The organism is Cryobacterium roopkundense (assembly GCF_014200405.1).
In the GTDB taxonomy this organism is placed as follows: Bacteria; Actinomycetota; Actinomycetes; order Actinomycetales; family Microbacteriaceae; genus Cryobacterium; species Cryobacterium roopkundense.
Genome location: NZ_JACHBQ010000001.1, coordinates 4,075,469 through 4,102,344 on the forward strand (window position 1 = coordinate 4,075,469; position 26,876 = coordinate 4,102,344).

Below are 26,876 nucleotides of genomic sequence, written 5' to 3' on the forward strand. Positions count from 1 at the left end.
CGCTGCGGGCTTTCGCCGGCGCGACCTCGCCCTGTAGTCGGCTGGGACTCTTCCCCGGCTGCACCGTGGCCCCGTCGCACCGGAATAGGCTGGAGGTATGACTGATCAGGTGAGCGCATCCGGAATCGACCTTACAGAGCTTGACCCGGAGGTCCGGCCCCAAGACGACCTCTTTCGCCACGTCAACGGCAAATGGATGGCGCGCAGCGAGATTCCCGCGGACAAGGCGCGCTGGGGCTCCTTCACACTGCTCGCCGAAGAGTCGGAAAAGGCAGTGCGCGACATCATCCTCGAGGCGCAGTCGGCCGATCCCGGCACGCTCGAACGCAAGTTCGGCGACCTCTACACGAGCTTTCTCGACGAGGAGCGCATCGAGGCGCTCGGTGCCACGCCGCTGGCCGCCGACCTCGCCACCGTCGACGCCGTGACCACGATCTCCGAGCTGCTCACCGACCTCGGACGCCTTGAGCGCGCCGGTGTGAGCGGTGCCTTCCACCTCTTCGTCGACAACGACCCGGGAAACCCCGAGCAGTACCGCGTCTTCATCGAGCAGGGCGGCCTCGGGCTTCCCGACGAGTCCTACTATCGCGAAGACAAATTCGCGGACATTCGCGCGGCCTACGTGCCGTTCGTGGCCAAGATGTTCCGTCTGGCCGGTCTTGACAACACCGAGGAACGCGCCCGGCGCGTCTTCGATCTCGAAACCGAGCTGGCCTCGCACCACTGGAGCAAGGTCGAGACGCGCGACAGCGAGAAGACCTACAACCTGCGCACATGGGGGCAGGTCTCGGCGCTCGCCGCCGGTGCCGACATCGACCTGTGGCTCGACGGGATCGACGCCCCGGTCGGCACCCTCGAGGAGGTCATCGTCCGCGAGCCGAGCTATATTGTGGGCCTCGCCGCCACGATGACCGACGACCGGATCGAGTCCTGGCGAGACTGGCTGCGGTGGCAGATCATCCGCTCGAGCGTGTCCTACCTGTCGGGTGAATTCGTGCAAACGAGCTTCGACTTCTACGGCCGCACCCTGAGCGGTACCCCGCAGCTGCGCGAGCGTTGGAAGCGCGGCGTCTCCCTCGTGGAGGGTGCCCTCGGCGAGGCCGTCGGGCGCATCTACGTGGACCGTCACTTCCAGCCGAGCGCCAAGGAGAGCATGGATGTGCTCGTCGACTACCTCGTGCAGGCCTACCGCGAGAGCATCAGCACCCTCGATTGGATGACGGAGGAGACCCGCGGCCGCGCCCTTGAGAAGCTCGAGAAGTTCACGCCCAAGATCGGCTACCCCGCGAAATGGCGCGACTACTCGTCGCTCTCCATCGACGCGAGCGACCTGATCAGCAACATCCGCGCCGCGAACGAGTTCGAATTCCAGCGCGAGCTGGGCAAGATCGGCAAGCCGCTCGACCGCGACGAGTGGTTCATGACACCGCAGACCATCAACGCGTACTACAACCCCGGTTTCAACGAGATCGTGTTTCCGGCCGCCATCCTGCAGTTTCCGTTCTTTGTGGCTGATCGCGACGCAGCCGCGAACTACGGGGCCATCGGCGCCGTGATCGGACACGAAATCGGCCACGGTTTCGACGACCAGGGATCGAAGTACGACGGAGACGGCCGCCTGACAGACTGGTGGACCGAAGCGGACCGCGCTGCCTTCGAGCAGCGCACGAGCTCGCTCATCGCGCAGTACGATGCGCTCTTCCCGAAACAGGTTCCCGAGCACCACGTGAACGGCGCTCTCACCATCGGCGAGAATATCGGCGACCTCGGCGGGCTCTCCATCGCCTGGAAGGCCTACCTGCTGTCGCTGAACGGCGAGGAACCGCCGGTCATCGACGGTCTCACCGGCGCCCAGCGGTTCTTCTACTCTTGGGCGCAGGCGTGGCAGATGAAGCTGCGCGACGCGGAGGCCCTGCGCCTGCTCTCGATCGACCCGCACTCCCCGAACGAGTTCCGCTGCAACCAGATCGTGCGCAACATCGACGAGTTCTACACGACCTTCGGCGTGACGGAGAGCGACGCCCTGTGGCTCGACCCCGCAGAGCGCGTCACCATCTGGTGAATCTGGTGGCGCGGCATCCGCTTGGGCTAGGGTAATCGCGGGGAATCAACGTACGCACGAGAGGCCGTCGAGAGTGGTTATGGCAGTCCGAGATTCCGACAAGCGCTCCAAACACCTCGCCGAACACCGCGGGAAGCACCTGGGTTCTGAAGCGCCGGAGAACTTTTCCCGCGGCTTCGAGGCGCTCGGCGCCCTCGCGGTGAGCGGGGTGCAGGTTTCCGCACGTGCCACGGACCTGACGACCGGCCGGGTGTTGTTCTCCGTCGACGACCACGTGGTCATGCCCACTGCGAGCGTGGGCACAGTGTTGCTGCTCATCGAGGTGGCGGCCCGGCTGCGCGACGCCGATTTCGGCTCATATACGCTGCTAGACCGCACGGCCGCCGACTCGGTGTCCGGCTCCGGCATCTGGCAGCACCTGCAGGCGCCGTCGTTGCCCATCGCCGACCTCGCCGCCCTCGTGGGCTCGAGCAACGACAACCTCGCCACGAACGTGCTCATCCGCGCCGTCGGCCTGGAGGCCGTGCACGCCCGCACCGAAAGCCTCGGCCTGAGCCGCTCAGCCCTGCTCGACCGGGTACGAGACCATCGTGGCCCCGACGACGCGCCGCAGCTCTCGGTCGGCAGTGCCAAGGAGTTCACCTGGCTCTTCACAGCGCTCGCCCGCGGCGAGATCATTGACGCAGAGACCAGTGGCCGCGTGCTCGGCTGGCTCTCGCTGAACACCGATCTCACCCTGGTGGCCGGCGCGTTCGGGCTCGACCCGTTCGCGCACCGCGCGGGCGACCACGGGCTGCTCCTCGTGAACAAGACGGGAACGGATGCCGGTGTGCGCAGCGAGGTAGGAATTCTACGGGGCCCGCGCAGCGGTGTCACCTACGCCGTGTCGATGTCTTTCTCCGACTCCACGCTCCCTGCCCGCTTGAATGTACTCGACGGCCTGAGGGCGATCGGTCTCGACCTGCTGGAGTACGTGCACTGAACAGGCTTTGTTAGTATGTAACTACAAATTAGACATTCTGTGAAGCGAGGGCTCATGCCACTGGTACGAATCGACGTAAATTCCGGGCGCTCAGCCGAACAGCTGCGCGGGATCAGCGATGGAGTGCATCGGGCCATCCTCGCGATCTACGGCATCCCCGAGCGCGACCTGTTCCACATTCTCACCGAGCACCCGGCCGGCCAGCTGCGCGCACAAGACGCCGGCCTCGGCTTCGAACGCAGCGCCCGTGTCGTCATGATCCAGATCTTCACCCAAGCCGGCCGCGACCAGAACGCGAAGACCGCACTTTTCGACCGCATTGCGAGCGAGCTGGCGGCGGCGGGCGTCGACGGAGCGGATGTCTTCATCGGCTACCAGGAAAACGGTCCAGGCGACTGGTCCTTCGGTTTCGGGCGCGCACAGTACGTCACCGGAGAACTCGCCGTCCCTGCGCGTTAGGCCGTGACGTTGACCTCCACCTCGACCTGCTCGATCGGGGCGTCTTCCCAGGGGCGCACGAGCGCGAGCCTCAGTCGACCCGTGCCGTCTGAAACGGCCCGGAAGGTGAGGATCCGCCCGGCCGCGGCGCCGGGCATCGCGCCGGCGACGTGGTCGAGCCGATCCTCATCGAGGTGCACGTTCACGGGTTCGTCCGCAACTTTCCAGAGGTAGCCGGCCCCGCCGATCTGGTTCAACCGAATCTCCAGCGTGTCGCCGACGGGAAGGTCGACGACGGCGCCGGAGATCGGATTGTCAAGAACCCGATGGGTCACGATCACCACACATAGAGGGTGTTCAGAGTGCCAGCGAGATTCTCGTCGGCATAGGGTGCCGAACCCGTTGCGCGCGCGTGTGCGGCGAGCAGCGTCAGTGCCGTCGACCCCGTGTCGGTCAGCGGGTCGAGTCGCTTCCACCCGGAGGACTGCAGGAAGACCCAGGCGTTGCGGTTGCTCTGCTCGGCCCACAACGCCGTGATCAACTGTCCGCTAATGGCGACCCTGGCGGATTCCCTCGAGTACAGCGAGCCGGGCGGGTCCATGTCGGGAACGTTCGCGGGCGCTGCCGCGACTTCGATCTCGGCCACGGAAAGCGCGAACAGCTCGGCGAGGTCTTCCGCCGACAACAGCCGCGGCATGGTGTCCGTGGGCTGCGGGGCCGCGCTTGCGTGGGACCTGGCTCCGCCGGGTCGATCGTTGGTGAATGTCATGGTGGTGTTCCTTCTTTCGTGTCTGGGGAGTTTCAGTGGATGTCGATCAGTACGTGTACGTCTGGGTGACGACGCCGTCGTCGGAGAATGCGTTGATGTACGCGCTCTTCTCCTTGGCCGTGAGCAGGTCGGAGAACATGGCGATGTGGGCCGTGCCGGTGAGACCCCCGACGCGCAGCCATCCGTTATCTTGCACGTAGACCCAGCCGTTGCGGTCGTGGCCCGTGGCGTAGGCCCCGATCACCTTCTTGCCCGCTGTCCAGGTGCGCAGGTAGACGCCGGTGACGCCCACGTTCGACCAGGAGTCGATCCAGACCTCGCCGTACTTGATGTACCCGAAGCCGGCCATGCCCCAGCTGGTGCCCCAGCTGTTCTTCACGATCCAGGCGCCGAGGGCGTCGTCGTAACCGACGATGGCCACGCAGTGGCCGCCCTCCTGAACTCCCGTGACGTGCTGGTACACGCCGGAGTGGTAGCTGAAGAAGTCGGTGTAGACCACGAAGCAACCGGTGACCGGCCCATAGCTGGTGAGGTGGTTCTTGATAGCCAGCACGTTGTTGGTCACGTCGGCGGTTGCGGTGGCCTTCGCGCGGTGCTGCTCCCAGGTCGACGGGAGCGAACCGCCGTTGGAATTGCCGGCGGAGTAGGCCCACTCCGACTCATACGTCACGCCCCGATTGGTGGCGAAGGTGAGCGCGGGCAGGGGCATCCACCCCGTGTTGCAATTCACGCCGACCGTGGAACCCCAGCCGTAGAAGAGGTGTGCCTCGGAGAGGTCCACGTCGAGGCTCGGTGTGCCGCGGGTGTACCGCGCCGTGCCCTCGAGCACCGCGACAGACCCGAACGCCACGCACGACCCACAGTTCAGTTGGTTGCGGACGCCGGAGACATAGCTCACCCCACCGCGGTCGTTCAGGTTGAACTGGGCGGGAAGAGCCGTGGCGTCGCGTGCCTCGGCGCCGGCGACCGCTGCGCGAATCTTCGCACCTCGTGCAGTGAGTTCGGCCTGTTCTTCTGGGCTCGGCAGGGGAACACCGAGCAGGGTGGCCCGCTGCGAACGGGACATCCGGGTGAGGGCGTTTTCGCTCGCTTCCCAGGGGCCGTTTTCCTTGTCCAGCGCGGAGCGGATGGCGGCAACGTCAAACTTGTCTGACTCGGCCATTTCTTGTCCTTTCACATAGTGGAATGAAACGTGGCGCGCCGGTGACTCGGACGGCTCCGCAGCGGATGCCGAGAGACGGCGGCATCCGCGGTCGCCGCCATGGTCGGGGCGGTGTGAACACACAACCGACTCATAAAGCGCTCCAACGTGGTGGCCAGTCTCCGATGGGCTGGCTCTCGCACACAGTGAAGCGCGTCGGTCGTTACCGGGGCGTTACCGGTGCGTTATCGTCGGCGTTTCGCTCTGGGCCGAGGGCCGTGGGCCGTGGGCCGTGGCAGGGGGCTGGCTAGTCGGCGAGGTAGCTCTCGAGCCGCGGTACGCGAAGCAGGATCAGGGCGCGCTTCTCGATTTGTCGCACACGTTCCCGGGTGACCCCGTGAATGAGGGCGAGTTGGTCGAGGGTGTGGGGATCATTCCCCTGTAGCCCGAAACGCGCCTCGACGATCGCTCGCTCGCGCAGCGGGAGGGTGGCGAGGGCGCGCGTGATGTCGTGACTCTGCATGGCCTGGGCCGCGTATTCCTCCGGCTGCGGCAAATCGTCGTCGACGATGAGTTCGGAGATGATGCCCGTGCCGTCGCCGACGGGGGTGTGCAAGGACAGCGGCTCCATGTCGTAGCGCAGGAGCTTCGTGACCTCCGTGGCTCCGAGCTGAGTGGCCGCGGCGAGCTCGAGCACGGTCGGCACGCGGTCGAGGGAGCCGGTGAGTTCGCGCTCGGCGCGCTTGACCCTGTTGAGTTTCTCCGCGGTGTGCGCGGGAATCCGGATCATGCGCGCCTTGTCTGCGATGCCTCGGTGAATGGCCTGGCGGATCCACCAGGTGGCGTAGGTGGAGAATTTGTAGCCCGTGGTGAAGTCGTACTTCTCGACCGCGCGAACCAGACCGATGTTTCCGTCCTGCACGACGTCCATGATCGGAGTGCTCCGACCCGAGTAGTGCTTGGCGATGCTCACAACCAGGCGAAGGTTGCACTCGATGAAGCGGTTGCGGGCGCGCTGGCCGTCATTGACGAGCCAGGTCAGTTCGCGCCGGAGGGTCGCGTCGCACTCTGAGCCGGTGAGGCGCGCCTCCGCGAAGAGGCCCACTTCGATGCGGCGGGCCAGTTCGACCTCCTGATCGGCAGTGAGCAGGGAGCCAGCACCCAGGCGGCGCAGATACGCGCCGAAGGCATCCGTCGAAGCATAGTCGGGTGTGGAACTCGTGGCGAATGTCGACCGGGCCGTTGAGGGGGTCATGAGAGGTGCCCTTCACTGAAAGAGTGGATTGTTCCCATGGCTCGAGTGTCGTGAATCCCGTATGGCCGGGGTAGGGTCTAACGTCCCGCAAAGGGCCCATTTACATTCTGTGACCGATCTGATATGTAGGTGTCACACAGAGAATGGAGCCATGACATGAGCGCATTCGCATCGGCCCGCCGCGCTGCGGTGCCGCAACCCCCACGCAACGAAATCGACGGAAAGCCGCGGCCCGTGCTCGGGGTGTTGAACGACCTCGCAGCCTACCTGCCCACTGAGGGGATCGCGGTGTATATTGCCGTGGTCGCGTTCGGATCCGGACTCAACAGTCCTGCGGTGCCCTGGATCGCCCTGGCCGCGGCCGTGCTCCTCAACGGCATCGTCTCGATTGTGGTCTACCGCTCGCTGATCGACCCGAACGACCGCCCGGGCGCGACGCGGCTGTCGCTGCTGGTCGTGGTCACGAGCGTGCTCTCGACGGTCTACATCGCCTCGCTCGAGGGCAATCCATTCCAGGTGAGCCTGGGGTGGAACCTGATCTGGCCGGGCATTGTCGCCATCGTCCTCGTTGCTGTGATGCCGTTCCTGGCTCCCGTGCTCGGGCTGCGGCGGCGCGAACTCGACACGCACTAGTCCCGCGAACTCGGCCGAAAGGCTCTAGCGGGTCACGACGACCTTCACCTCTTCGCCGCCCGACGACGCGGCGAAAGCTTCGGCGACCTCGGTGAGGGGGAAGCGGCTCGTGACGAAGTCGTCGACCCGAATCTCGCCGGAGCGGATGATCTCGATCGCCTCGGCGTAGTCCTCCGGCAGGTAGGTAGCGCTGCCCTGAATGCGCAACTGGTGGTCCTGCACCTGAGGAAGCGGCACGAGCACCGCCCGGGCGGGAACACCGACGATCATGACGGTACCGGCCCTGGATGCGAGCTGGATGGCCTGGTCGAGCGTGGACTGGATGGCGACGCAGTCGAAGACGACGTCGGCGCTTTCCCCCAGCGCGGCGAGGATCTCCGTGACGGGGTCTGGCCCGGTGGCATCGACGACGGCGTCGGCGCCGAGGCGAGCGGCGCGTTCACGTTTGCTCGCGAGCATGTCGGTCATCACGATGGTGCGCGCTCCCGCGTGCCGAGCGGCGGCCAGCACCAGCAGGCCGATGGTGCCGGCGCCGATGATCACCACGGCCTTCTCGCGCACGCCTCCGGAGAGTCGCACTGCATGCACCGGCGTCGCGAGAGGTTCGATCAAGGCCGCCTGCAGGTCGGAGAGTTCGGCGGGCACGACGTGCAGCCGGTTGGCCGGCACTGTGAAGAAGTCAGCCATGCCGCCCTGCTCGTAGCCGCAGCCGAAGAACCGCAGGTTCTCGCAGAGATTGCTGCGCTCGGTGCGGCACATCTTGCAGGTCCAGCACGGGAGGGTGGGCTCAACGGTCACCCGGTCGCCCACCGACACGAGGGACGTGTCTGCGCCGAGTTCGCGAACGATTCCGACCACTTCGTGACCCGGAAAGTAGGGAAGCGGAACGAACGGATGCCGACCGTGCGCGGCATGGGTATCCGACCCGCACACTCCGCTCACGGTCATCTCCACGAGGGCTTCCCCGGGCAGCGGGCGGGGGACCGGCGCGTCGACGAGCACGATTTCGTCGGCGCGAACGACGACGCGCTTCATGAGAACAACAGTGTTCATGAAAACCACCTGGATCTTTCAGGGTAGGAGATGTGGGGGCGTACCGGGGGGGGGGCGTCAGACGACGACGAGTTCGGGGCCGACTGCTCCGAGTCGCTGCAGTTCCAGGGAATCGGCGCCGTCGTCGGTGATGAGAATGTCGAATTCGGTGGCGTCGGCGACGTGGCAGAACGAGTTGTGCCCGATCTTGCTCGAGGTGATGGCCAGCACGCGGCGACGGCCGGAGAGCATCATGGCTCGTTTGACCTCCGCCTCGTCGGGAATCGTGGTGGTGAGTCCCTGCGCGGCAGTGAGACCGTTTCCGCCGACCACGGCGAGGTCGACGTTGAGCTCGCTGATGCGCTGCCGGGTCCACTCGTCGACGGCGCCCTGGGTGAGGCTGCGCACCCGGCCAGGGAGTGCCAGCACGGTCAGCAGCGGCTTCTGCGAGAGCAGGCGCACGGCGGGCAGATTGTTGGTGACTACGATCAGCTCGCGGTCGTCGGGAAAGAGCGACGCGATCACCAGGGTGAGCGAGCCGGAGTCGAGCAGCACGACCCCGTCCGTTGGCAGCTCCTGAAGAACGCGCCGGGCGATCCGATGCTTCTCCGGGGCGTCCTTGAGCTGGCGTTGCGCCAGGGCGAGTTCGAATGGCGTGCTCTGGGTGAGGCGCGCGCCGCCGTGCTGGCGACGGATCAGCCCCTGACGTTCGAGGACGGCCAGGTCGCGCCGAATCGTTTCCGAGGTCACCTGCAGCGCGTCGCTCGCGGCGGAAACGGTGATTTCACCGTCTCCAGCCTGGGCGAGTGCGATGATCGCGGACTGTCGCTCTGCGGGGTACATGGCTCGACTGTAGCCGTCGCACATCCGTTTCGCCCGATTCTGTGGCAAATTTCACTCCCAAAACATATATTCGGGCACAGAAAGTCACAAAAGCGTCTCAAATCCACAAAAAGTATTGCAGAATCAACAGGTACGGGTCGATAGTGGTCCATACGAAGTCCACAAGGACGTGTCGACGATGAAGAGGCCCCGATGATGAAGTCTTATCCCCCGATGAAGTCTTACTCCGTGAAGAAGCGGATGCTACTGAGCGCAGTGGCATTCTCGTCCGTCGGCGTGCTCCTGGCCGGATGCAGCGGAGCAGGCGGCGCAGCCACCGAAGACGGCCCCGTGAGCCTGACCCTCGCCACCGTGAACAACCCGCAGATGAAAGACATGGAAGAGCTCAAGGGTGCCTTCGAAGAGGCCCATCCCGACATTACCGTGAACTTCGTCTCGATGGAGGAGAACGACCTGCGCGACGCCGTCACCAAAGACGTGGCGACTCAGGGTGGCCAGTACGACATCGTGACCGTCGGCAGCTACGAGGTACCGATCTGGGGTCAGAACGATTGGCTCGTCGACCTCGGTCCTCTCGCCGAGGCCGACACTGCCTACAACGTTGACGACCTGCTGCCGCCCGTGCGCGAAGCCCTCACCGTCGATGACAGCCTCTACGCCGTGCCCTTCTACGGTGAGTCCTCCTTCCTCATGTACAACCAGGAAATGTTCGCCGCCGCCGGCCTCTCCATGCCGACCAACCCCACCTGGGACGAGGTCGCCGGCTTCGCCCGCACCCTCAAGACCGACGACGTGGCCGGCATCTGCCTGCGTGGCAAGCCCGGCTGGGGCGAACTCTTCGCCCCGCTGACCACCGTGGTGCAGACCTTCGGCGGCGGCTGGTTCGACGAGGACTGGAACGCCACCGTGAACAGCCCCGAGTTCACCGAGGCCGTCACCTTCTACACCGACCTGGTCAAGGACGCCGGCGAAGCCGACCCCGTCTCAACCGGTTTCACCGAGTGCCTCAACCTGTTCTCGCAGGGCAACGCGGCCATGTGGTATGACGCCACGAGCGCCGCCGGCCCCCTCGAAGCCGACACCTCCGCCGTCGCCGGCAAGGTCGGCTACGTGCACGCCCCGGTCAAGGAAACGGATGAAGCGGGCTGGCTCTGGGCCTGGAACCTCGCCATCCCGAACACCAGTACCAAGCAGGACGCGGCGTGGGAGTTCGTGAGCTGGGCCACCAGCACCGAGTACATCGACCTGGTCGGAACCACCCTCGGCTGGGAGCGCGTGCCCCCGGGATCGCGCACCTCGACCTACGAGAACCCCGACTACCTGGAGGCCGCCGCCGCCTTCGCGCCGATCACGAAGGACATCATGCTCGCGGTCAACCCGACGCAGCCCGGTGTGAACCCGCAGCCGTGGGTCGGCATCCAGTACGTCACAGTGCCGGAGTTCCAGGACCTGGGCAACCAGGTCTCGCAGAACATCGCCGACGTCTTCGCCGGCCGCGACACCGTGGAGAACGTGCTCGACAAGGGCCAGGAGCTGGCCACCACGGTCGGCGACGCCCAGAAATAGGAGTACCCGCACCAGAGGCACCACGCGGGCGGTTCCAGAGTTATCGCTGGAACCGCCCCCGCCCCGGTATAGACCCGTACCTCTTCCATCAGTGTCGAGAAAGAGACCTAAAACATGACCGCGACTGACGTGACGGCAACTGCGGAGGCGACCCGGCAGGGCGCCCCCGGCCTGCCCCCGAGAGAGCCTCGATCCGAGTTCGGCCGCCGGCATAAGCCGGAACTGAGTGCCGGGCAGAAGCAGGCCCTGCGGCTGGCCCGCACTCTGGTCTGGCCCGCGATCGTCGTGGCGATCCTGGTGACGCAGATCCCGTTCCTGGTCACGATCTACTACTCCTTCCAGAACTGGAACCTGATGCGGCCCGGCAGCCGCGGCTTCGCCGGCTTCGACAACTACATCACCGTGTTCACCGGCGGGGCGTTCCTGCAGTCGCTGTCAGCGACCGTCGTGATCACCGGATCCTCGATCGTGCTGTCCGTGCTCTTCGGCCTCGGCATTGCCCTGCTGCTCAACCGCACGTTCGTCGGACAGGGTTTGGCCCGCACGCTCGTGATCACGCCGTTTCTGATGATGCCGGCCGCGGCGGCCCTGATCTGGAAATGGTCCATGCTCGACGCCAACGTGGGCATGGTCAACTGGGGCCTCTCGGTGCTGGGAGTCGATCCCGTGCAGTGGAACACCGACTTCCCGGCCCTCACCGTGATCATGGTGCTCACGTGGCAGTACACGCCCTTCATGATGTTGATATTGCTCGCCGGGCTGCAGAGCCAGAGCAAGGAAACCCTCGAAGCGGCATCCGTTGACGGCGCCGGCCCCATCCGCAGCTTCTTATACATGACGCTGCCGCACCTGCGCCAGTACATCGAATTGGCCGTGTTGCTCGGCGGCATCATGTTGCTGCAGGTCTTCGACCCCATCGCCATCATGACCCGCGGCACGGGCGGCACGAAAACACTGTCGTACTTGCTGTACGAACGAGCATTCGTCGGCCTCGAGATCGGCGAGGCCGCCGCCTACGGCGTGATCACAGTCCTGCTGACCATCATCGTGGCCAGTGTCGCGCTGCGCCTGCTGTTCAAGATCTTCTCCACTGAAGGGGCCAAATCATGAGTACGTCTGTCGTCAGCGCACCCCGCGCCGTGCCCGCCCGCCGCCGCACGAGGCAGATGCGGCACCGCGCCAGCAGTGCCGCCCTCACGGCGTTCACCTGGATCGTTACGCTCGGCTTCTTCTTTCCGGTGGCCTGGATGGTCTTCACGGCCTTCAAGACGGAGGCCGCAGCGGCCACGAGCACTCCCACGATATTCACCTCACTCTCGTTCGACAGGTTCGCCGAGGTGCTCGACCGTGGCTTCGGCGTGTACCTGCTCAACTCGCTCACCGCGAGCGTGATGAGCACCGTGATCGTGCTGCTGCTCGCCATCCCGGCCGCCTACGGCCTCTCGATCCGGCCGATCATCAAGAGCACCGACGCGCTGTTCTTCTTCATCTCCACCCGCTTCATGCCCATCGCCGCTGCGATTATCCCCATTTACCTGTTGCTGCAGAACTTCGGCCTGCTCGACAACATTTCGGCGCTGAGCATTCTGTACGTGGGTATGAACCTGCCGCTCGCCGTGTGGATGATGCGATCCTTCTTCAGCGAGGTGCCGCTCGAAATCGTAGAGGCCGCTCAGATCGACGGCGCCAACTTCTTCACCGAGCTGGTGCGGGTGGTCTTGCCGATCGTCGCTCCCGGCATCGCCGCCGCCGCGTTGATTTGCTTCATCTTCGCCTGGAACGAGTACTTTCTGGCCAGCCTCCTCACGTCCACTATGGCCCGAACCACGCCGCCCTTCCTCGGCAGCTTCGTGGACGGCCGCGGTCAGTTCCTCGCGGTGCTCTCGGCGGCCTCCACCCTTGCGGTGCTGCCAGTGGTTCTCGCCGGCTGGCTGGCGCAGAAGCGCCTCGTGACCGGCCTGGCGATGGGTGCCATCAAATAGCAGCATCCGCTTCGGGTCGGGCACAATGGAACTTTTCACAGCAGGGAGGGCAGGCAATGGCCAAGGCAGCAGAGAATGACGGCACGGCTCCCGGACGGGCCGCCCAGGAGCGACGCAACAGAATCATGGTCATGCTCCGGGAGGCGGGCCGGGTCGACGTGGGCGAGGTCGCGGAATCACTCGCCGTGGCCGACGAGACCGTGCGCCGAGACCTGCGCGCCCTCGAAGACGAGGGTCAGCTGCGCCGCGCGCACGGCGGGGCGATCCTGGCATCCGCTCTCACAGTGGACCTGCCGCAGTTCATCGCCCCCGACCTGGCCGAGCATCCCGTGGCGAGCCGGGCCGCCGAGCTGTTGCCGGCGGCCGGCATCGTGTTCATCGATTCCGGCGCCGTGGCGGAAGCCCTGGCAGCCCTCGTGCCCAACACCGCAGAGCTCCAGGTCGTGACGACGTCGATTCCGGTGGCGCTCGTGGCGAGTCGGCACCCCGACCTCGTGGTCTACAACCTGGGCGGTGCCGTCAATCCTCGCGACGACTCGCAATCCGGCCAGTGGACGCGCGAGGCGCTCGAACACATCCGTATCGACACTGCATTCCTGTCGGTGTCGGGCATCTCGAGTGATGGCTACCTGCTCGCTGCCGACCCCAAGGCGGCGCGCATCAAGAGCGCAGTGGTGGCAGCTTCGGAGCGCGTGGTGCTGATCGCAGAGCACGGCCAGCTCGAACGAAACGGCATGGTGAAATTCGCCCAGCTGAGCGAACTCGATCACCTCGTCGTCGACGCCCGCACGAGCGACGTCGTTCTCTCGCTGGCAGCGGATGCCGGCGTGCCGGTTCTCGTGGCCGAGGCCGCAACGTGACACCGGTCCCCGGCGTCTACGGGGCGCAGGGGCTGCTCTTCGATTGTGATGGTGTGCTGGTGGACTCCGATGAGGCCGCCGCAGAGGCGTGGAATGCCTGGGCCCGCGAGTACGCGCCCGGCTTCGACTTTGAGCGGGACATCGTGCATGGTCGGCCCGCCAGGGACACGATCGCCGAACTCGTGCCGTCCGTCGACCGCTCCCGCGCTGTGCACGCCCTCATGCTGCGCGAGGTGGAGACCGCCGCGATGGTGCGCGCCCTCCCCGGCGCACTCGAACTCCTGACAAGCCTGCCGGCCACGGGGTGGACGGTGGTCACTTCCGGTGTGCTGCTCGTGGCCCAGGCTCGGCTGCGCGCGGCCGGCCTGCCGTGTCCGCACGCTCTCGTGACCGCAGACGACGTGCGCCACGGCAAACCCGCGCCGGATCCCTACCGACTGGGTGCACGCCGACTCGGAGTTCCCGCCGCCCGCACAGTGGTCTTCGAAGATGCCGACGCCGGAGTGAGGTCCGCGCGCTCCGCCGGCGTGGGCCTCGCTGTCGGCGTCGGTGACCGCGGGTTGCACACCTCGGCACACGTCGTCGTGGCTGACCTGAGCGGTATCCGCTTCGACGGCACCCAGCTCGACCTGCGCGGTGCGCGCCAGTTGCGCGCGCCCTCAGCCCTTCTTGAACACACCGAAACTGGAGAAGACCGTCATGACCGCATTGCGTAACGACACCCTCGACGCTGTTGCCGAGGGCGGCACCGTACAGGTTCCCCGCTATGACCGAACCGGTCTCACAGCGGGCATCATGCACTTTGGGGTGGGCGGCTTTCACCGCGCGCACCACGCGCTCATGATCGACGACCTGCTCAGCCAGGGGCTCGCGCGGGACTGGGCCATCTGCGGCGTGGGCGTGATGCCGTTCGACACGAAGATGCGCGACGCTTTGCTGGCCCAGGACGGGCTGTACACCCTCGTGGTCAAGCACCCCGATGGGAGACTCGACCCTCGGGTGATCGGGTCGATTATCGACTTCATGTATGCCCCCGACGACGTGGAGGCGGTGCTCGAGCGCCTCGCCAGCCCGGAGGTGCGCATTGTCTCACTCACCGTGACCGAGGGCGGTTACAACATTCACCCGGTCAGTGGCGAATTCGATCTCTCGAACGACCTCGTTGCCACTGACCTCGCGGCGGATGCCCTGCCCGCGACGGTCTTCGGCCTCGTGGTTGAGGCGCTGCGTCGCCGCCGAGATCGCGGCATCACGCCCTTCACCGTGATGTCATGCGACAACCTGCAGAACAACGGACGCGTGGCCCGCCGCGCCTTCGTAGCCTTCGCGACAGCGGAGGACGCCGAGCTCGGCGCCTGGATCGACGCGTCCGTCAGGTTCCCGAACTCGATGGTCGACCGCATCACGCCCGTGACGACCGACGACGACCGTGCGCAGATCACGGCAGCCTTCGGCGTCGATGACCGCTGGCCCGTCGTGTGCGAGCCCTTCCTGCAGTGGGTGCTCGAGGACTCCTTCACCGACGGGCGCCCGCCGTACGAGAAGACCCAGGCGCAACTCGTGGCCGACGTGGAGCCGTACGAGCTCATGAAGCTGCGTCTGCTCAACGCGAGCCACCAGGGCCTGTGCTATTTCGCTCACCTGATGGGCTACCGGCTTGTGCACGACGCCGCTGCGGATCCGCTGATCGCCACGTTCCTGCGCTCCTACATGGACCTGGAGGGAACCCCCACCCTCAAGCCGGTTCCTGGCATCGACCTCGAGCACTATAAGACCCAGCTGATCGAGCGCTTCTCCAACCCCGGAGTGCGGGACACTGTCGCGCGGCTCTGCGCGGAATCCTCAGACCGTATCCCCAAGTGGCTGCTGCCCGTGATTCGTGAGCAATCGACCCGCGGGGGCGCGATCGAGCTGTCGGCGGCCATCGTGGCGAGCTGGGCGCGCTACGCCGAGGGCATCGACGAGCAGGGGGAGCCCATCGACGTGGTCGACCGCATCACGGAACGCGTCATGGCCAGCGCCGCCGGGTACGCCGCCGACCCGCATTCTTTCCTGCGTGACCGCGACCTGTTCGGTGACCTGATCGACGACGACGGCTTCACCGCCGCCTACGACCGCGCGCTCACCCTGCTGCACGAGGTGGGAGCGCGGCGCACGCTCGGCGTGCTGCTCGGCCTCGAAGGAGCCTCGGAGCCCGACCTCGCCCAGGCCCGCCGCTAGGCTGGGGCGACAGGGTCGAGGGAGATACCAGCATGCGCGCACGCCGAGTAGTGGCCGGAGTCGACTCGTCGACCCAAAGCTGCAAGATTGTCACCGTGGACGCCAACAGCGGCGAGCTGCTGCACCTGCGCAGCGCGCCGCATCCGGATGGCACGAGCATCGACCCGGAGCGGTGGTGGGACGCGTTTGTTGCGGCCGGCGGCGACGAACTCGACGGCGTTGCAGCGCTCGGCGTGAGCGCCCAGCAGCACGGCATGGTGGCCCTCGACGAGGCCGGCCAGCCGGTGCATGAGGCCCTGCTCTGGAATGATGTGCGCAGCGCCCCGCAGGCGGCGGCGCTCACCGACCAGTACGGCGCCGCCACGTGGGCCGAGGAGGTCGGCGTGGTGCCGGTGGCGTCGTTCACCATCACCAAGCTCGCCTGGCTGGCGCAGAACCGGCCGGAGCTCGCCGCGCGGGTGGAGCAGGTGCTGCTGCCGCATGACTGGCTGACCTGGAACCTGCTGGGCCGCCCCGCCGAGGCCACGACCGACCGCAGTGACGCCTCGGGAACCGGCTACTTCTCCGTGCACTCCAACGAGTACCGGCCAGACCTGCTCGAGGCCGCGCTCGGCCGCTCGGCACGGCTGCCGCGGGTGCTCGGCCCGGCCGAGCGCGCGGGCGTCACCACGAGCGGAGTGATAGTGTCGGCCGGCGCGGGCGACAACGCCTCGGCTGCGCTGGGCCTCGGCATCGGGGAGGGCGACGTGGTGGTGTCGATAGGCACCAGCGGCACCGTCTTTGCGAGTACGCAGGCGCGCATCGCGGATGCCTCTGGTTCCGTGGCCGGTTTCGCGGATGCCGCCGGCGGCCAGTTACCCCTGCTTGCCACGATCAACGGCGCGCGCACGCTCGTGGCTACCGCGCAGATGCTCGGCGTCGACATCGAGCGTTTCGGTGCGCTCGCCGGGCAATCCCCGATCGACGCCGACGGGCTGCTCATGCTGCCCTACCTCGACGGGGAGCGCACCCCCAACCTGCCCGATGCCACGGGATCGTTGACAGGCATGCGCCGAGCCAATATGACGCCGGCGCACCTGGCGCAGGCATCCGTTCTCGGTGTGGTGTGCAGCCTCGCTGACGCCCTCGATTCCTTGCGTGGCCAGGGGGTCGCGGTTCGCCAGGTGATCCTGATCGGCGGCGCCTCGCAGTCGCCCGCCATTCAGAAGATCGCGGCGGATGTCTTCGGCGTACCTGTCGTGCTGCCGGCGCCCGGCGAATACGTGGCCCTCGGTGCGGCCCGCCAGGCGGCGTGGGCGCTCGACGGCGGCACTGACTTTCCTGACTGGCCGCGCGGCATCACCGCACGGGAATTCGAGCCGGCCGCGGACCGCTCGTGGGCACAGGCGGTGCGGTCGAACTACGCGGCGCAGCGCCTGGCGCTCTATGGTGTGTGACCGGCCCGTCCCCCTTCAGCGCAGCCTGTGGCGGTTGGCGCAGGGAGCGCTCTGCGCTGGCCTCCGCAGCCGGCGCAACGTTCCCCGCCTGCGCCCGTGTCCCCGACCTGCGCGTCAGGCCGCGCAGGCGTCTTCCGCGGCGTAGCGAAACCAGTCGCGCTCGCCGCGCCGCGCCGCCGTGTGCGTGAAGACCTGCCGCCAGGTCTCGCCGCGCTCCTGGGCCGCGGTCACAGCATCCGTTGCCCAGCGGATGTCTGCGGTCAGGCTGTCGAGGTAGCTCACGGCAGGCCGGTAGCCGAGCTGTTCCCTGGCGGCGCTCATGCTCAGCACCCCGGACTGCCAGTGATCCCAGGGGGTCGCGCCCACGCCGTTCACGGGTGGGCCCGCGAACGTGCGCACCTCGGCGTCGTGGCGCATCAGCTCGAAAATGGCCCGCCCGATCTCGGCGGGGGAGTGAGCGCCGTCGTCGACCGCGTTGAGCACCCGTCGCCCGGGCTGTTCAGCGCACAGCAGGATCAGCTGCGCCACGTTGGCCGCTGCCGAGGTGCTGAGGGGGCGGCCGCCGTCCTCGGCGAGCAGGGCGGTGCTGCGCCCGTCGAACACGCGCTTGATGAAGAACCATTCGCGTAACTCCGTCGTGTGCGGGCCGTGGATCGCGCCAGGGCGCAGGATGCTCACGGGCAGGTCGTGCACCCGAAACAGCGCCCGCTCCAGGCGCGCCTTGGCAGCCGGGTAGCTCATGCCCGCCCCGGCGATCACCGGGGCATCCTCGGCAAGCGGCGCCGCGTCCGGCGCGAGTTCGTAGAGCATTCCGGTGCTGATGACCACGAGGGATCCCACGTCGCCGGCGAGGCCCGCGAGCTGCGTGGCATTGTCGGCGTCGAAGGCCGCCGTGTCGAGCACGAGATCTTGCCCGCGGGCGGCCGCGAGCAGCGCCCCGGTGTCGGCGTGATCCAAGCGGATACTTCGCGTCGCGGTCGTCGCGCTCGTCGGGCCGGCCGGCGGCTGACCGCGGTGCGCCACGGTCACATCCCAGCCCGCGCGCGCGAGTCTGTTCGCGGCCGCCACCCCCAGCTGACCGGATCCCCCGATGACAAGCGCATTCTTGCCCATGCCACCACCGTAGGCGACCCCCTTCGTTCCCCCATCGCGGCGCGCGCGCTCACCCCCGTTCGGGGGCGCGCTGGCCGGTGACGGGACTTGGCCGTTCGCGCGCCCGGAAACGGCTCGGGCGGGCCGTATACCGGGGGCACGAGCCGGTTTTGGGCGCGCGACGTGCCGGATGTGGTCGGGGCCCGGGCCCGGGTCAAAGCTGGGTGAAGCCGCGGACGATGGTTCCGGCAGCTCCGACGTAGGCGATGACCACGAGCATCCGCCTGGCGACGTGCGGCTCGATCACCCGGGCGAGGAACTCGCCGAGTAGTAGCCCGGCCACGCACGCGGCCGCGATCAGCAGCCAGGTGAGGATGCCCAGCTGTGGGGGCTCTGCGCCGCCGAAAACGAGCTTCGCCACGAGTGAGGCCACGCCGATGGTGAGGAAGTAGGGCTGCATGGTGGCCGCGAATCCGCGCTGGGACCAGTGCGTGGCCATCGCGTAGATGCTCACGGCCGGGCCGCCCACGCCGGCCGTCGCGTTCATGAACCCGCTCGCTGCGCCGGCCGCCGCCCGCACGCCCGGGCTGTCGCGAAGCGTGGCCCGGCGCAGGCTCACCGACACCGTGAGCGCCGCAATGAGCAGCAGGCCGATGGAGACCTGCAGCCATGCGCCTGGCACGTGCTGCACGACCACGGCGCCGGGCACGATGCCGAGCAGCGCGAAGCCCGAGAGCACGGCGCAGCGTCGCCAGTCCACGTGCCGAAAGACGCGCGGCAGGATCAGCCCGGCGGTCAGCACGCCGCAGGCGTTCACGAGGATGATCCCGTCAACGGGTCCGAGTAGCAGCACCAGGAAAGGCGCGGCCACGAGGGCGAAGCCCATGCCCGTGATCCGCTGCATGCTGGAGCCCACGAACACCGCCACGAGCACCAAAATCGTTATCCACATAGGGTTCAACTCTTTCACGAGCCGAAACAACGGATGCCGACAACCCAGCGGGCGGTCGGCATCCGTTATCAGCGGTGCGCGGTCAGCAGCAGCGGCCCTGCGGGTTCTTGTCCTGGCGATCGGTCTGGTCGCGCCAGAACTCGCGCTCGGTCATGACCGGCTCGGCGCCCGGCAGGGCGTGAATCGACGCGTGATGCGCGGCGTACTTGTCGTAGGCGTCTTCCCCGAGCAGCGCCCGGAGGTACCAGGCCGCGGCTCGCACCCCCTTGCGCACGCCCTCGAGCACGGTCATCAGTGGCCCGTCTTCGCGGGCTTCTTATCGGCCGGCAGAGCGTTCCAGCGTGCGTCCAGCTCCTTCTCGGCCTTGGTCGGAACGAAGCCGGCCGGGCCGTAGATCAGGGACTGCACGGGCGGGTCTTCGCTGCTCGCGTTCGACCCTGTGCGGTATGCCTTCACCGTGGCCTGGATGGCGGTGAAGATCACGATGATGGCAAGCACCACGAATAGGATCGACAGGCAACCCTGAATCATCGTGTTGCGCACCACGGCCTCCATGGCCAGAACGGATGGAGCGGTGCCGAAGCTCGTCTCCCCGGCAGCCAGCGCATCCGCGAACGCCTTGTGATTCGCGAAGTACCCCACAGCCGGGACGGTCGAGAAGATCTTCAGGAACGAGGCGTAGATGGTGACCACGGCGGCGAAACCGAGCGGAACGGCGACAACCCACAGGTATCTGAACAGACCGCGCTTGGCCACGATGGCCATACACACCGCCAAGGCGATCGCGGCGAGCAGCTGATTGGCGATGCCGAATAGCGGGAACAGGGTGTTGATTCCGCCCAGAGGATCGGTGACTCCCATCAAGAGCACCGCCCCCCATGCCGCGACCATGATGGCTGTGGCCACCCAGGCCCCCGGGCGCCAGCTGGTGTGCTTGAACTTCGGGAAGAAGTTGCCAAGCGTGTCCTGCAGCATGAAGCGGGCCACGCGGGTGCCGGCATCCACTGCCGTAAGGATGAAGAGCGCCTCGAACATGATGGCGAAGTGGTACCAGAAGCTCATCATGGCGGGTCCGCCGATGAGCTGCTGCATGATGTGGGCGAGACCCACAGCGAGGGTGGGGGCGCCACCGGTGCGGGAGACGATGCTTGCCTCTCCCACGTCCTTGGCGGTCTGGGTGAGCATCTCGGCCGTGAGGTTGACGCCGGTGAGGCCGAGGCTGTTCACGAAGGTGACGGCACCCTGAACGGTTCCACCCGTGAGGGCGGCCGAGGAGTTCATTGCGAAATAGATGCCGCGGTCGATCGACAGAGCGGCGACGAGCGCCATGATGGCCACAAAGGACTCCATCAGCATGCCGCCGTAGCCGATGAAGCGGCTCTGGCGCTCCTTCTCAATGAGCTTCGGCGTGGTACCCGAGGCGATCAGCGCGTGGAAACCCGACAGGGCGCCGCAGGCGATGGTGACGAACAGGAACGGGAACAGGCTTCCGCTCACGACGGGTCCGCCGTTGGCGGCGAACTCGCTCACGGCTGGTGCCGCAATCTCGGGGCGGATGATGACGATCGCCACGGCGAGCATGCCGATCGTGCCGATCTTCATGAACGTGGAAAGGTAGTCGCGCGGGGCGAGCAGCAGCCACACGGGCAGGATCGCGGCGATGAAACCGTAGATGATGATGCCCCAGGCGATGGTGACCTTGTCGAGGGTGAAGAACGCGGCACCCCACTCGGTGCCGGCGACCGCGCCGCCGCCGACGATCGCGGCGATGAGCAGCACGAAGCCGATGATGGAGATCTCGGTGATCTTGCCGGGACGGAAGAACCGCAGGTAACAGCCCATGAACAGGGCGATCGGGATGGTCATGCCCACCGAGAAGACGCCCCACGGGCTCTCGGCGAGGGCGTTGGTCACCACAAGGGCGAGGATAGCCACGATGATGACCATGATCACGAGGGTGGCGATCAGGGCGGCGGTGCCGCCGATGAGGCCGAGTTCGTCGCGGGCCATCTGGCCGAGCGAGCGCCCGCCGCGGCGCATGGAGAAATAGAGGATGAGGTAATCCTGCACGGCACCGGCGGCGATCACGCCGACGATGATCCAGATGGTTCCGGGGAGGTACCCCATCTGGGCGGCGAGGACGGGGCCCACGAGCGGGCCGGCGCCGGCGATGGCGGCGAAGTGGTGGCCGAAGAGCACGCGGCGGTCGGTGACAGCGAAGTCCTTGCCGTCTGCCTTGTACTCGGCGGGGGTGGCGCGGCGGTCATCGGGTTTGAGCAGGTGTTTCTCGATGAACTTCGAGTAGAAGCGGTAGCCGATGAGATAGGTGCAGATTGCCGCGAAGACGAACCAGATCGCGTTCACCGTCTCGCCGCGCACGATGGCGAGCATGGTCCAGCTCACCCCGCCGAGCAGCGAGATGGCGGCCCAGATGGCGATCTTGAGCGGGGTCCAGCCTCGGTCCTCCGCGTCGTGGACCTCGGTGTCGAGAGCGACCGGCAGGTCCCCCGGCACAAGTTCCAGCTTGTCGGCTTTTTCGGCTGAATCCTCTGACGTGCGGGGCAGGGCGCCCATATCTCTCCCTCGAGCAGCCACCGAGCGCAGCCGTGTTCCTTCTGTAACGGTAACAGGCAGTCCCCCTCCGAGCGCCTAAAATAGAGGGATTGCCTTCGGCATGCCCACATCCCCACCTTCGACCATTGGAGCCACCGTGGCCGCCCCCACTCATCTCGACGCCGTCATTGCCCTCGCCCGCCACCGCGGGTTCGTCTTCCAAGCCGGTGAAATCTACGGTGGATCCCGCTCGGCGTGGGACTACGGACCCCTCGGCGTGGAGCTCAAAGAGAACATCAAGAAGCAGTGGTGGCGTTCGATGGTCACGAGCCGCGACGACGTGGTTGGCCTCGATTCCAGCGTGATCCTGCCTCGCCAGGTCTGGGAGGCATCCGGTCACGTCGAGGTCTTCAGCGACCCGCTGATCGAGTGCACGAGCTGCCACAAGCGTTTTCGCGCCGACCACCTCGAAGAGCAGTACGAGGAGAAGAAGGGCCGCCCGCCCGAGAACGGCCTCGACGACATCCCCTGCCCCAACTGCGGCAACCGCCACATCTGGACAGAGCCGCGCGCCTTCTCCGGCCTGCTGAAGACCTACCTCGGCCCGGTCGATGACGAGGCCGGCATGCACTACCTGCGCCCGGAGACGGCGCAGGGCATCTTCGTGAACTTCGCCAACGTGCTGCAGGCCTCGCGCTCGAAGCCCCCGTTCGGCATCGGCCAGATCGGCAAGAGCTTCCGCAACGAGATCACACCCGGAAACTTCATCTTCCGCACCCGCGAGTTCGAGCAGATGGAGATGGAATTCTTCGTCGAGCCCGGCACCGACGAGACCTGGCACCAGTACTGGATCGACACCCGCATGGCCTGGTACACCGGCCTCGGCATCCGCATCGAGAACCTGCGCCTGTTCGAACACCCCGCAGAGAAGCTGTCCCACTACTCCAAGCGCACCGTCGACATCGAGTACCGCTTCGGCTTCGTGGGCAGCGAGTTCGGCGAGCTCGAGGGCGTGGCGAACCGCGGCGACTTCGACCTCACCACGCATGCCAAGGCATCCGGTAAGGACCTGTCATACTTCGACCAGACCAAGAACGAGCGCTGGACGCCCTACGTGATCGAGCCGGCCGCCGGCCTGACACGTTCCCTGATGGCCTTTCTGGTTGACGCGTACCACGAGGAAGAAGTGCCCAACGCGAAGGGCGGCGTGGACAAGCGCACGGTGCTCAAGCTCGATCCGCGCCTCGCGCCGGTGAAGGCCGCCATTCTGCCGCTGTCGCGCAACGAGAAGCTCTCGCCGATGGCCCGCGAGCTCGCGGCCCGCCTGCGTGAGTCGTGGAACGTGGACTTCGACGACGCCGGCGCGATCGGCCGTCGTTACCGTCGCCAGGACGAGATCGGAACCCCGTACTGCATCACGGTGGACTTCGACTCGCTCGACGACCAGGCCGTCACGGTGCGCGACCGAGACACGATGCTGCAGGAGCGCGTGCCGCTCGCCGAGCTCGACGCGTACCTCGCGGTGCGCCTGCGCGGCGCGTAGCTCCCTGTGAGTGCATAACTCCTGCAATTTGGGTTGAGCCGGCCGAGCATCCGCATGGTTCCGCGGCGGACGCCGGAAGCGGCCACGAATTGCAGGAGTTATGCCCCGGGGGAGGTGAACTCGATCAGGGTGACACCGGCATGCTGATTGGGAGCCGACATCGCGGCGAGGGCTGCTGGCGCCTCGGCGAGCGGGATGCGGGCCGTGATCAGGTCCTGCGGGCGCAAGCGGCCGGAGACCACGAGCTCGAGCAGGTCAGGGTATTCGGCCGCCGCCATGCCGTGGCTGCCGAGAATGGTGAGTTCCTGCGCGATCACGAGGCCGAGCGGCAGGCGCGGATCTTCGTCGAGCAGACCAATCTGCACGTGACGACCGCGAATGGCCAGTGAGCGGATGGCGATGGCCACAGTGTTGCCGCGGCCGAGGGCTTCGACGGCGACCTGCGCCCCCGAGCCATCGGTGGTGAGGGAGCGGATGCGCTCGATCACCTCGGCGTCATCGAGCCCGGCTGAGTTGACTGTATGCGTTGCGCCCACCCGGGAAGCCGCCTCGAGGGCGGACTCGCTGATGTCGACGGCGATGACGGTTGCGCCGAGGGCACGCCCAATCATCACGGCGGACAGGCCGACACCGCCGCAGCCCACCACGACGAGGGTTTCATCGGCCTGCAGACGAGCCTGTTTCACCACGCCGCGATACGAGGTGGCGAAGCGGCAACCGAGCAGGGCCGCCGCGCCGGAATCGAGGTCGTCTGGCACCGCTACGAGGTTGAAATCGGCGTGGTGCAGCGCCACGCGCTCGGCGTAGGAACCCCAGTGAGTGAAGCCGGGCTGGGTCTGGTTGCGGCACACCTGACCGTTGCCACTGTCACACTCAGGGCATTCGCCGCAGGCGCACACGAACGGCACCGTGACGCGCTGGCCCACCCGGAACCGGCGCACGAGCGGGCCGATCGCGTCGATGACGCCCACGAGCTCGTGCCCGGGCACGTGCGGCAGGGCGATGTCGGCGTCGTGGCCGAGCCAGCCGTGCCAGTCGCTGCGGCACAGGCCGGTGGCCTCCACGCGCACGATCACGCCGGAGGCGCTGAGCACGGGTTCCGGCACATCGCGCACCACGGGACGTTCGCCGAACTCTTCGAAGTAGACCGCTTTCATACAGTCAGTCTGCCTGATCCGGCTGTTTGCGGGGTGTTTTCTTGCCGCGAACGGCCTGGCGCGTGGTCTCGAGTGCCTCGATCGTGGTCTCGTAGCTGCGCTGCGCCACTGCCACGAACATGCAGTCCACGAGGGCGAGCTGGGCGATGCGCGAGGCCATCGCTCCCGAGCGGAACGCGGTTTCGCGCACAACCGTGAACAGACTGTGGTCGGCCTGAACCGTGAGGGGAGACGAGCGGGCGTTGGTCACGGCGATGGTGGTGCCGCCGGCCTCCCGCGCCTTGCTGAGAAACTCAAGGGTCTCGGTGGTGCGGCCGCTATGCGAAAACGCGATGGCCACATCCGCTTGGCCCATCAGCGACGCGCCGATCAGGGCCTCGTGCGCGCTGTCGAACGAGTACGCCATGCGCCTAATGCGGAACAGCTTGTAGCGCAGGTCATCGGCGACGATGGCCCCGGCACCGACCCCGTAGATCAGGATGCGGGAGGCCTCATCGAGTGTTCGGGCCACCTCATCGAGCACCGTCATATCGAGGCTGTCGAGGGTCTCCTCGATTCCCATCGTCTCGGTGAACCGCACCTTGGCGACGGCGTCGGCGAGGGAGTCGCCTCGGCCGAAGTCTTCCCCGAAGCGCCGCGCCCCGGGGGCGTTGGCGGCCTCCCGGCCGATTTCGGTGGCGAGCTCGAGGCGGAGCTGCACGTAGCCGGTGAGACCCACCGTGCGGCAGAACCGCACCACTGAGGGTTCGGAGGTCGAGCAGGTGACGGCGAGCTCAGAGATGGTCTGGCGAAGCACAACGGCGGGGTCGGCGAGGATGGCGTCGGCCACCCGCCGGATCGACGGCGACATCGACGGCAGCATCGAGTGGATCGTGGATTGGATGCTCAATCGCTGCCTCCTGGGCGTGTTCGGTGGGCTGGGCTAGAGACTTGTCAGAAAATCCTGCAGGATGAGCTGGCCTCGACGCACGCTTTCCACCGGAACGCGCTCGTCCACACCGTGAACGCCCTGATGTATTCTGCCATCCGGGTCGAGGCCCATTGGCGAGAAGCCGTAACAGTGTATGCCCAGCCGGGCGAACGCCTTCGCATCCGTTCCGCCGCCCATGCACATCGGCACGACCACGGCCTGTGGGTCCTGCCGCACCAGGGCGGCCTCCATCGCCGCGAACCACGTCGAGTCCATGGGCGATTCGACCGGCGACTGGTGCGAGAGAAACGTGCGCTCGACCTTCTCGCCGAGCAGCCGGTCGATCGTGGCCATGGTGTCGTCTTCGGTGCCGGGCAGGCAGCGGATGTCGATGTCCGCCTCCGCGACACCGGGAATCACGTTCACCTTGTACCCGGCGCGCAGCACGGTGGGAGTGGCCGAGCAGCGGATGGTGGCTCTCGCCACAGTGCCGGCCTCTCCCATCGCGTCGATCGCGGCGTCGACCCCGGCCTCGGTGCAGAGGTCGACGGAGTGGCCGAGCGCCGCCGTGGTCTGCTCGAGGTAGGCGCGCACTGTGGGCGTCAGGACGAGCGGCCAGCGGTGCTCGCCCACCCGCTGCAGCGCCGGGATGAGGTTCATCACCGCGTTTTCGGGCACCGGACGTGAGCCGTGGCCGGACGTGCCCTCCGCGCGCACGCGGATGTGCAGGGTGCCGCGCTCCGCGGTGGCGATCGGGTAGACGCGCACGGTGTCGCCGGCGACACTGTCAAGCAGGATCGGGCTCCCACCGGATTCCCCGATCGCGGCCTCGACGCCCGCGAACAGCTCGGGGTGTTCGGCCACGAGCCAGAGGGCGCCGCGCTCGCCGGTGTCCTCCTCGTCGGCGACGAACGCCACCACGATGTCCCGGCGCGGCCGAATTCCGGCTTCCGCCCAGGCCAGCAGGGTAGCGAGTGTCATGGCCACCATGTCTTTCATGTCACAGGCGCCGCGCCCGTGGATGTAGCCGTCGGCCACTAGGCCGGAGAAGGGATCGAAGCTCCACTGCTCGGGTTCGGCCGGCACCACGTCGAGGTGCGCGTGCACGAGGAAGCCCGGCAGGGAGCGGTCGTGGCCTTCGACGCGCACGACAACGGATGCCCGCTCCGGCTCTGGCCCAAGAATGACGGGCGAATAACCGGCTTCGGTGAGGAGCCGGCTGATGAATTCGGCGAGCGGGCGCTCGCCTGTGCTGTGCCCCTCGCCGTGGTTTGTCGTGTCGAAACGAATCAACTGGGCACACAGTTCGGCGACATCGATCATCTTTCGGCACACTCTTTCTCGTTCCCCCGACGCTAGCCCAAACGACCGCAATTCTGTAGATTATTTGCGGAATACGTCATAGATCTGTAGGTTATTTACAATTTGCTGGACCACTCGAACCACAAAG

At 66.9% G+C, this 26,876-nt stretch carries 25 protein-coding genes; 12 read left to right on the plus strand and 13 right to left on the minus strand.

Annotated elements, in window-relative coordinates; genetic code table 11:
- The first annotated feature begins 97 nt into the window (after positions 1 to 97).
- The 3 genes from BJ997_RS18910 to BJ997_RS18920 all read left to right on the plus strand — a co-directional run bounded on the left by BJ997_RS18910 (position 98) and on the right by BJ997_RS18920 (position 3,503).
- Positions 98 to 2,062 (plus strand): M13 family metallopeptidase, encoded by a 1,965-nt coding sequence (locus BJ997_RS18910; RefSeq protein WP_035835835.1) that lies wholly within the window; start codon positions 98 to 100, stop codon positions 2,060 to 2,062.
- A gap of 79 nt (positions 2,063 to 2,141) precedes the next feature.
- Positions 2,142 to 3,044, plus strand: a complete 903-nt coding sequence (locus BJ997_RS18915) for a serine hydrolase (protein WP_035835834.1) — start codon at positions 2,142 to 2,144, stop codon at positions 3,042 to 3,044.
- A 54-nt stretch (positions 3,045 to 3,098) separates the two neighbouring features.
- Complete coding sequence (locus BJ997_RS18920) at positions 3,099 to 3,503, plus strand: tautomerase family protein (RefSeq protein WP_035835832.1); 405 nt, start codon at positions 3,099 to 3,101, stop codon at positions 3,501 to 3,503.
- Here BJ997_RS18920 and BJ997_RS18925 read toward each other — a convergent pair.
- The 4 genes from BJ997_RS18925 to BJ997_RS18940 form a co-directional block, all read right to left on the minus strand.
- The gene (locus BJ997_RS18925; protein WP_035835831.1) at positions 3,500 to 3,826 is read right to left on the minus strand and encodes a protease inhibitor I42 family protein; all 327 of its coding nucleotides are present in this window, start codon (positions 3,824 to 3,826) and stop codon (positions 3,500 to 3,502) included. The two genes, BJ997_RS18920 and BJ997_RS18925, sit on opposite strands and share 4 nt — an antisense overlap.
- Positions 3,820 to 4,251: a hypothetical protein gene (locus BJ997_RS18930; protein WP_035835830.1), complete on the minus strand. Its 432-nt coding sequence runs from the start codon at positions 4,249 to 4,251 to the stop codon at positions 3,820 to 3,822. The genes BJ997_RS18925 and BJ997_RS18930 overlap by 7 nt, the downstream gene beginning before the upstream one ends.
- Positions 4,252 to 4,297: 46 nt before the next feature.
- Complete coding sequence (locus tag BJ997_RS18935; RefSeq protein ID WP_035835829.1) at positions 4,298 to 5,413, minus strand: C1 family peptidase; 1,116 nt, start codon at positions 5,411 to 5,413, stop codon at positions 4,298 to 4,300.
- Positions 5,414 to 5,699: 286 nt separating this feature from the next.
- A complete protein-coding gene (locus tag BJ997_RS18940; protein ID WP_052542064.1) occupies positions 5,700 to 6,647 on the minus strand; it encodes a sigma-70 family RNA polymerase sigma factor in 948 nt (315 codons plus the stop codon).
- Between the two features lie 156 nt (positions 6,648 to 6,803).
- On the opposite strand from BJ997_RS18940, the gene BJ997_RS18945 reads away from it, so the two are divergent.
- On the plus strand, positions 6,804 to 7,280 hold the full coding sequence (locus tag BJ997_RS18945; protein WP_035835828.1) for a hypothetical protein: 477 nt from the start codon (positions 6,804 to 6,806) through the stop codon (positions 7,278 to 7,280).
- 24 nt (positions 7,281 to 7,304) lie between these two features.
- Here BJ997_RS18945 and BJ997_RS18950 read toward each other — a convergent pair whose 3' ends face one another.
- Both BJ997_RS18950 and BJ997_RS18955 read right to left on the minus strand, forming a co-directional pair.
- On the minus strand, positions 7,305 to 8,333 hold the full coding sequence (locus BJ997_RS18950) for a zinc-dependent alcohol dehydrogenase (protein ID WP_035835863.1): 1,029 nt from the start codon (positions 8,331 to 8,333) through the stop codon (positions 7,305 to 7,307).
- Between the two features lie 57 nt (positions 8,334 to 8,390).
- Complete coding sequence (locus BJ997_RS18955) at positions 8,391 to 9,155, minus strand: DeoR/GlpR family DNA-binding transcription regulator (protein ID WP_035835862.1); 765 nt, start codon at positions 9,153 to 9,155, stop codon at positions 8,391 to 8,393.
- A gap of 213 nt (positions 9,156 to 9,368) precedes the next feature.
- On the opposite strand from BJ997_RS18955, the gene BJ997_RS18960 reads away from it, so the two are divergent.
- From BJ997_RS18960 to xylB, 7 genes are all read left to right on the plus strand, one after another.
- Positions 9,369 to 10,721, plus strand: a complete 1,353-nt coding sequence (locus BJ997_RS18960; protein WP_035835827.1) for an ABC transporter substrate-binding protein — start codon at positions 9,369 to 9,371, stop codon at positions 10,719 to 10,721.
- Between the two features lie 114 nt (positions 10,722 to 10,835).
- Positions 10,836 to 11,831 carry a carbohydrate ABC transporter permease gene (locus tag BJ997_RS18965; protein ID WP_084141106.1) on the plus strand — a complete coding sequence of 332 codons (996 nt, stop codon included), beginning with the start codon at positions 10,836 to 10,838 and terminating at the stop codon, positions 11,829 to 11,831.
- Complete coding sequence (locus BJ997_RS18970; protein ID WP_035835826.1) at positions 11,828 to 12,703, plus strand: carbohydrate ABC transporter permease; 876 nt, start codon at positions 11,828 to 11,830, stop codon at positions 12,701 to 12,703. The genes BJ997_RS18965 and BJ997_RS18970 overlap by 4 nt, the downstream gene beginning before the upstream one ends.
- A gap of 56 nt (positions 12,704 to 12,759) precedes the next feature.
- Entirely contained in the window at positions 12,760 to 13,563 is an 804-nt protein-coding gene (locus BJ997_RS18975; RefSeq protein WP_035835825.1) for a DeoR/GlpR family DNA-binding transcription regulator, read from the plus strand.
- Complete coding sequence (locus BJ997_RS18980; RefSeq protein ID WP_084141105.1) at positions 13,560 to 14,279, plus strand: HAD-IA family hydrolase; 720 nt, start codon at positions 13,560 to 13,562, stop codon at positions 14,277 to 14,279. The genes BJ997_RS18975 and BJ997_RS18980 overlap by 4 nt, the downstream gene beginning before the upstream one ends.
- Positions 14,263 to 15,783: a mannitol dehydrogenase family protein gene (locus tag BJ997_RS18985; RefSeq protein WP_052542062.1), complete on the plus strand. Its 1,521-nt coding sequence runs from the start codon at positions 14,263 to 14,265 to the stop codon at positions 15,781 to 15,783. The genes BJ997_RS18980 and BJ997_RS18985 overlap by 17 nt, the downstream gene beginning before the upstream one ends.
- A 32-nt stretch (positions 15,784 to 15,815) precedes the next feature.
- Entirely contained in the window at positions 15,816 to 17,219 is a 1,404-nt protein-coding gene (xylB, locus tag BJ997_RS18990) for a xylulokinase (protein WP_035835823.1), read from the plus strand.
- 114 nt (positions 17,220 to 17,333) lie between these two features.
- Here xylB and BJ997_RS18995 read toward each other — a convergent pair whose 3' ends face one another.
- The 4 genes from BJ997_RS18995 to BJ997_RS19010 all read right to left on the minus strand — a co-directional run bounded on the left by BJ997_RS18995 (position 17,334) and on the right by BJ997_RS19010 (position 21,837).
- Positions 17,334 to 18,332: an NAD-dependent epimerase/dehydratase family protein gene (locus BJ997_RS18995; protein ID WP_035835820.1), complete on the minus strand. Its 999-nt coding sequence runs from the start codon at positions 18,330 to 18,332 to the stop codon at positions 17,334 to 17,336.
- Between the two features lie 193 nt (positions 18,333 to 18,525).
- On the minus strand, positions 18,526 to 19,263 hold the full coding sequence (locus tag BJ997_RS19000) for a sulfite exporter TauE/SafE family protein (protein WP_035835818.1): 738 nt from the start codon (positions 19,261 to 19,263) through the stop codon (positions 18,526 to 18,528).
- A gap of 82 nt (positions 19,264 to 19,345) precedes the next feature.
- Entirely contained in the window at positions 19,346 to 19,555 is a 210-nt protein-coding gene (locus BJ997_RS19005) for a YbdD/YjiX family protein (protein WP_035835817.1), read from the minus strand.
- On the minus strand, positions 19,555 to 21,837 hold the full coding sequence (locus BJ997_RS19010; RefSeq protein ID WP_183323676.1) for a carbon starvation CstA family protein: 2,283 nt from the start codon (positions 21,835 to 21,837) through the stop codon (positions 19,555 to 19,557). Before BJ997_RS19010 ends, BJ997_RS19005 begins: the two co-directional genes overlap by 1 nt.
- Positions 21,838 to 21,973: 136 nt before the next feature.
- Here BJ997_RS19010 and BJ997_RS19015 point away from each other — a divergent pair, with 136 nt between their 5' ends.
- Positions 21,974 to 23,359, plus strand: a complete 1,386-nt coding sequence (locus tag BJ997_RS19015) for a glycine--tRNA ligase (RefSeq protein WP_035835814.1) — start codon at positions 21,974 to 21,976, stop codon at positions 23,357 to 23,359.
- Positions 23,360 to 23,457: 98 nt separating this feature from the next.
- Here BJ997_RS19015 and BJ997_RS19020 read toward each other — a convergent pair whose 3' ends face one another.
- From BJ997_RS19020 to BJ997_RS19030, 3 genes are read right to left on the minus strand one after another with little or no spacing between them, the layout of a single operon-like run.
- Positions 23,458 to 24,516 carry a zinc-binding dehydrogenase gene (locus BJ997_RS19020; RefSeq protein ID WP_035835812.1) on the minus strand — a complete coding sequence of 353 codons (1,059 nt, stop codon included), beginning with the start codon at positions 24,514 to 24,516 and terminating at the stop codon, positions 23,458 to 23,460.
- A gap of 4 nt (positions 24,517 to 24,520) precedes the next feature.
- A complete protein-coding gene (locus tag BJ997_RS19025) occupies positions 24,521 to 25,405 on the minus strand; it encodes a MurR/RpiR family transcriptional regulator (RefSeq protein ID WP_035835810.1) in 885 nt (294 codons plus the stop codon).
- Positions 25,406 to 25,438: 33 nt separating this feature from the next.
- Positions 25,439 to 26,749: a M20/M25/M40 family metallo-hydrolase gene (locus tag BJ997_RS19030; RefSeq protein WP_035835808.1), complete on the minus strand. Its 1,311-nt coding sequence runs from the start codon at positions 26,747 to 26,749 to the stop codon at positions 25,439 to 25,441.
- Between the last annotated feature and the right edge of the window lie 127 nt (positions 26,750 to 26,876).

What these genes read in the sequence shown, in the direction of transcription:
- BJ997_RS18965 (WP_084141106.1), top strand. Translation starts at nt 10,836, where the DNA reads ATGACCGCGACTGACGTGACGGCAACTGCGGAGGCGACCCGGCAGGGC.
- BJ997_RS18975 (WP_035835825.1), top strand. Translation starts at nt 12,760, where the DNA reads ATGGCCAAGGCAGCAGAGAATGACGGCACGGCTCCCGGACGGGCCGCC.
- BJ997_RS18920 (WP_035835832.1), top strand. Translation starts at nt 3,099, where the DNA reads ATGCCACTGGTACGAATCGACGTAAATTCCGGGCGCTCAGCCGAACAG.
- xylB (WP_035835823.1), top strand. Translation starts at nt 15,816, where the DNA reads ATGCGCGCACGCCGAGTAGTGGCCGGAGTCGACTCGTCGACCCAAAGC.
- BJ997_RS18985 (WP_052542062.1), top strand. Translation starts at nt 14,263, where the DNA reads ATGACCGCATTGCGTAACGACACCCTCGACGCTGTTGCCGAGGGCGGC.
- BJ997_RS19010 (WP_183323676.1), bottom strand. Translation starts at nt 21,837, where the DNA reads ATGGGCGCCCTGCCCCGCACGTCAGAGGATTCAGCCGAAAAAGCCGAC.
- BJ997_RS19005 (WP_035835817.1), bottom strand. Translation starts at nt 19,555, where the DNA reads ATGACCGTGCTCGAGGGCGTGCGCAAGGGGGTGCGAGCCGCGGCCTGG.
- BJ997_RS18935 (WP_035835829.1), bottom strand. Translation starts at nt 5,413, where the DNA reads ATGGCCGAGTCAGACAAGTTTGACGTTGCCGCCATCCGCTCCGCGCTG.
- BJ997_RS18910 (WP_035835835.1), top strand. Translation starts at nt 98, where the DNA reads ATGACTGATCAGGTGAGCGCATCCGGAATCGACCTTACAGAGCTTGAC.
- BJ997_RS18950 (WP_035835863.1), bottom strand. Translation starts at nt 8,333, where the DNA reads ATGAACACTGTTGTTCTCATGAAGCGCGTCGTCGTTCGCGCCGACGAA.
- BJ997_RS18930 (WP_035835830.1), bottom strand. Translation starts at nt 4,251, where the DNA reads ATGACATTCACCAACGATCGACCCGGCGGAGCCAGGTCCCACGCAAGC.
- BJ997_RS18955 (WP_035835862.1), bottom strand. Translation starts at nt 9,155, where the DNA reads ATGTACCCCGCAGAGCGACAGTCCGCGATCATCGCACTCGCCCAGGCT.
- BJ997_RS18915 (WP_035835834.1), top strand. Translation starts at nt 2,142, where the DNA reads ATGGCAGTCCGAGATTCCGACAAGCGCTCCAAACACCTCGCCGAACAC.
- BJ997_RS18960 (WP_035835827.1), top strand. Translation starts at nt 9,369, where the DNA reads ATGAAGTCTTACTCCGTGAAGAAGCGGATGCTACTGAGCGCAGTGGCA.
- BJ997_RS19030 (WP_035835808.1), bottom strand. Translation starts at nt 26,749, where the DNA reads ATGATCGATGTCGCCGAACTGTGTGCCCAGTTGATTCGTTTCGACACG.
- BJ997_RS18945 (WP_035835828.1), top strand. Translation starts at nt 6,804, where the DNA reads ATGAGCGCATTCGCATCGGCCCGCCGCGCTGCGGTGCCGCAACCCCCA.
- BJ997_RS18970 (WP_035835826.1), top strand. Translation starts at nt 11,828, where the DNA reads ATGAGTACGTCTGTCGTCAGCGCACCCCGCGCCGTGCCCGCCCGCCGC.
- BJ997_RS19020 (WP_035835812.1), bottom strand. Translation starts at nt 24,516, where the DNA reads ATGAAAGCGGTCTACTTCGAAGAGTTCGGCGAACGTCCCGTGGTGCGC.
- BJ997_RS18995 (WP_035835820.1), bottom strand. Translation starts at nt 18,332, where the DNA reads ATGGGCAAGAATGCGCTTGTCATCGGGGGATCCGGTCAGCTGGGGGTG.
- BJ997_RS18940 (WP_052542064.1), bottom strand. Translation starts at nt 6,647, where the DNA reads ATGACCCCCTCAACGGCCCGGTCGACATTCGCCACGAGTTCCACACCC.
- BJ997_RS19000 (WP_035835818.1), bottom strand. Translation starts at nt 19,263, where the DNA reads ATGTGGATAACGATTTTGGTGCTCGTGGCGGTGTTCGTGGGCTCCAGC.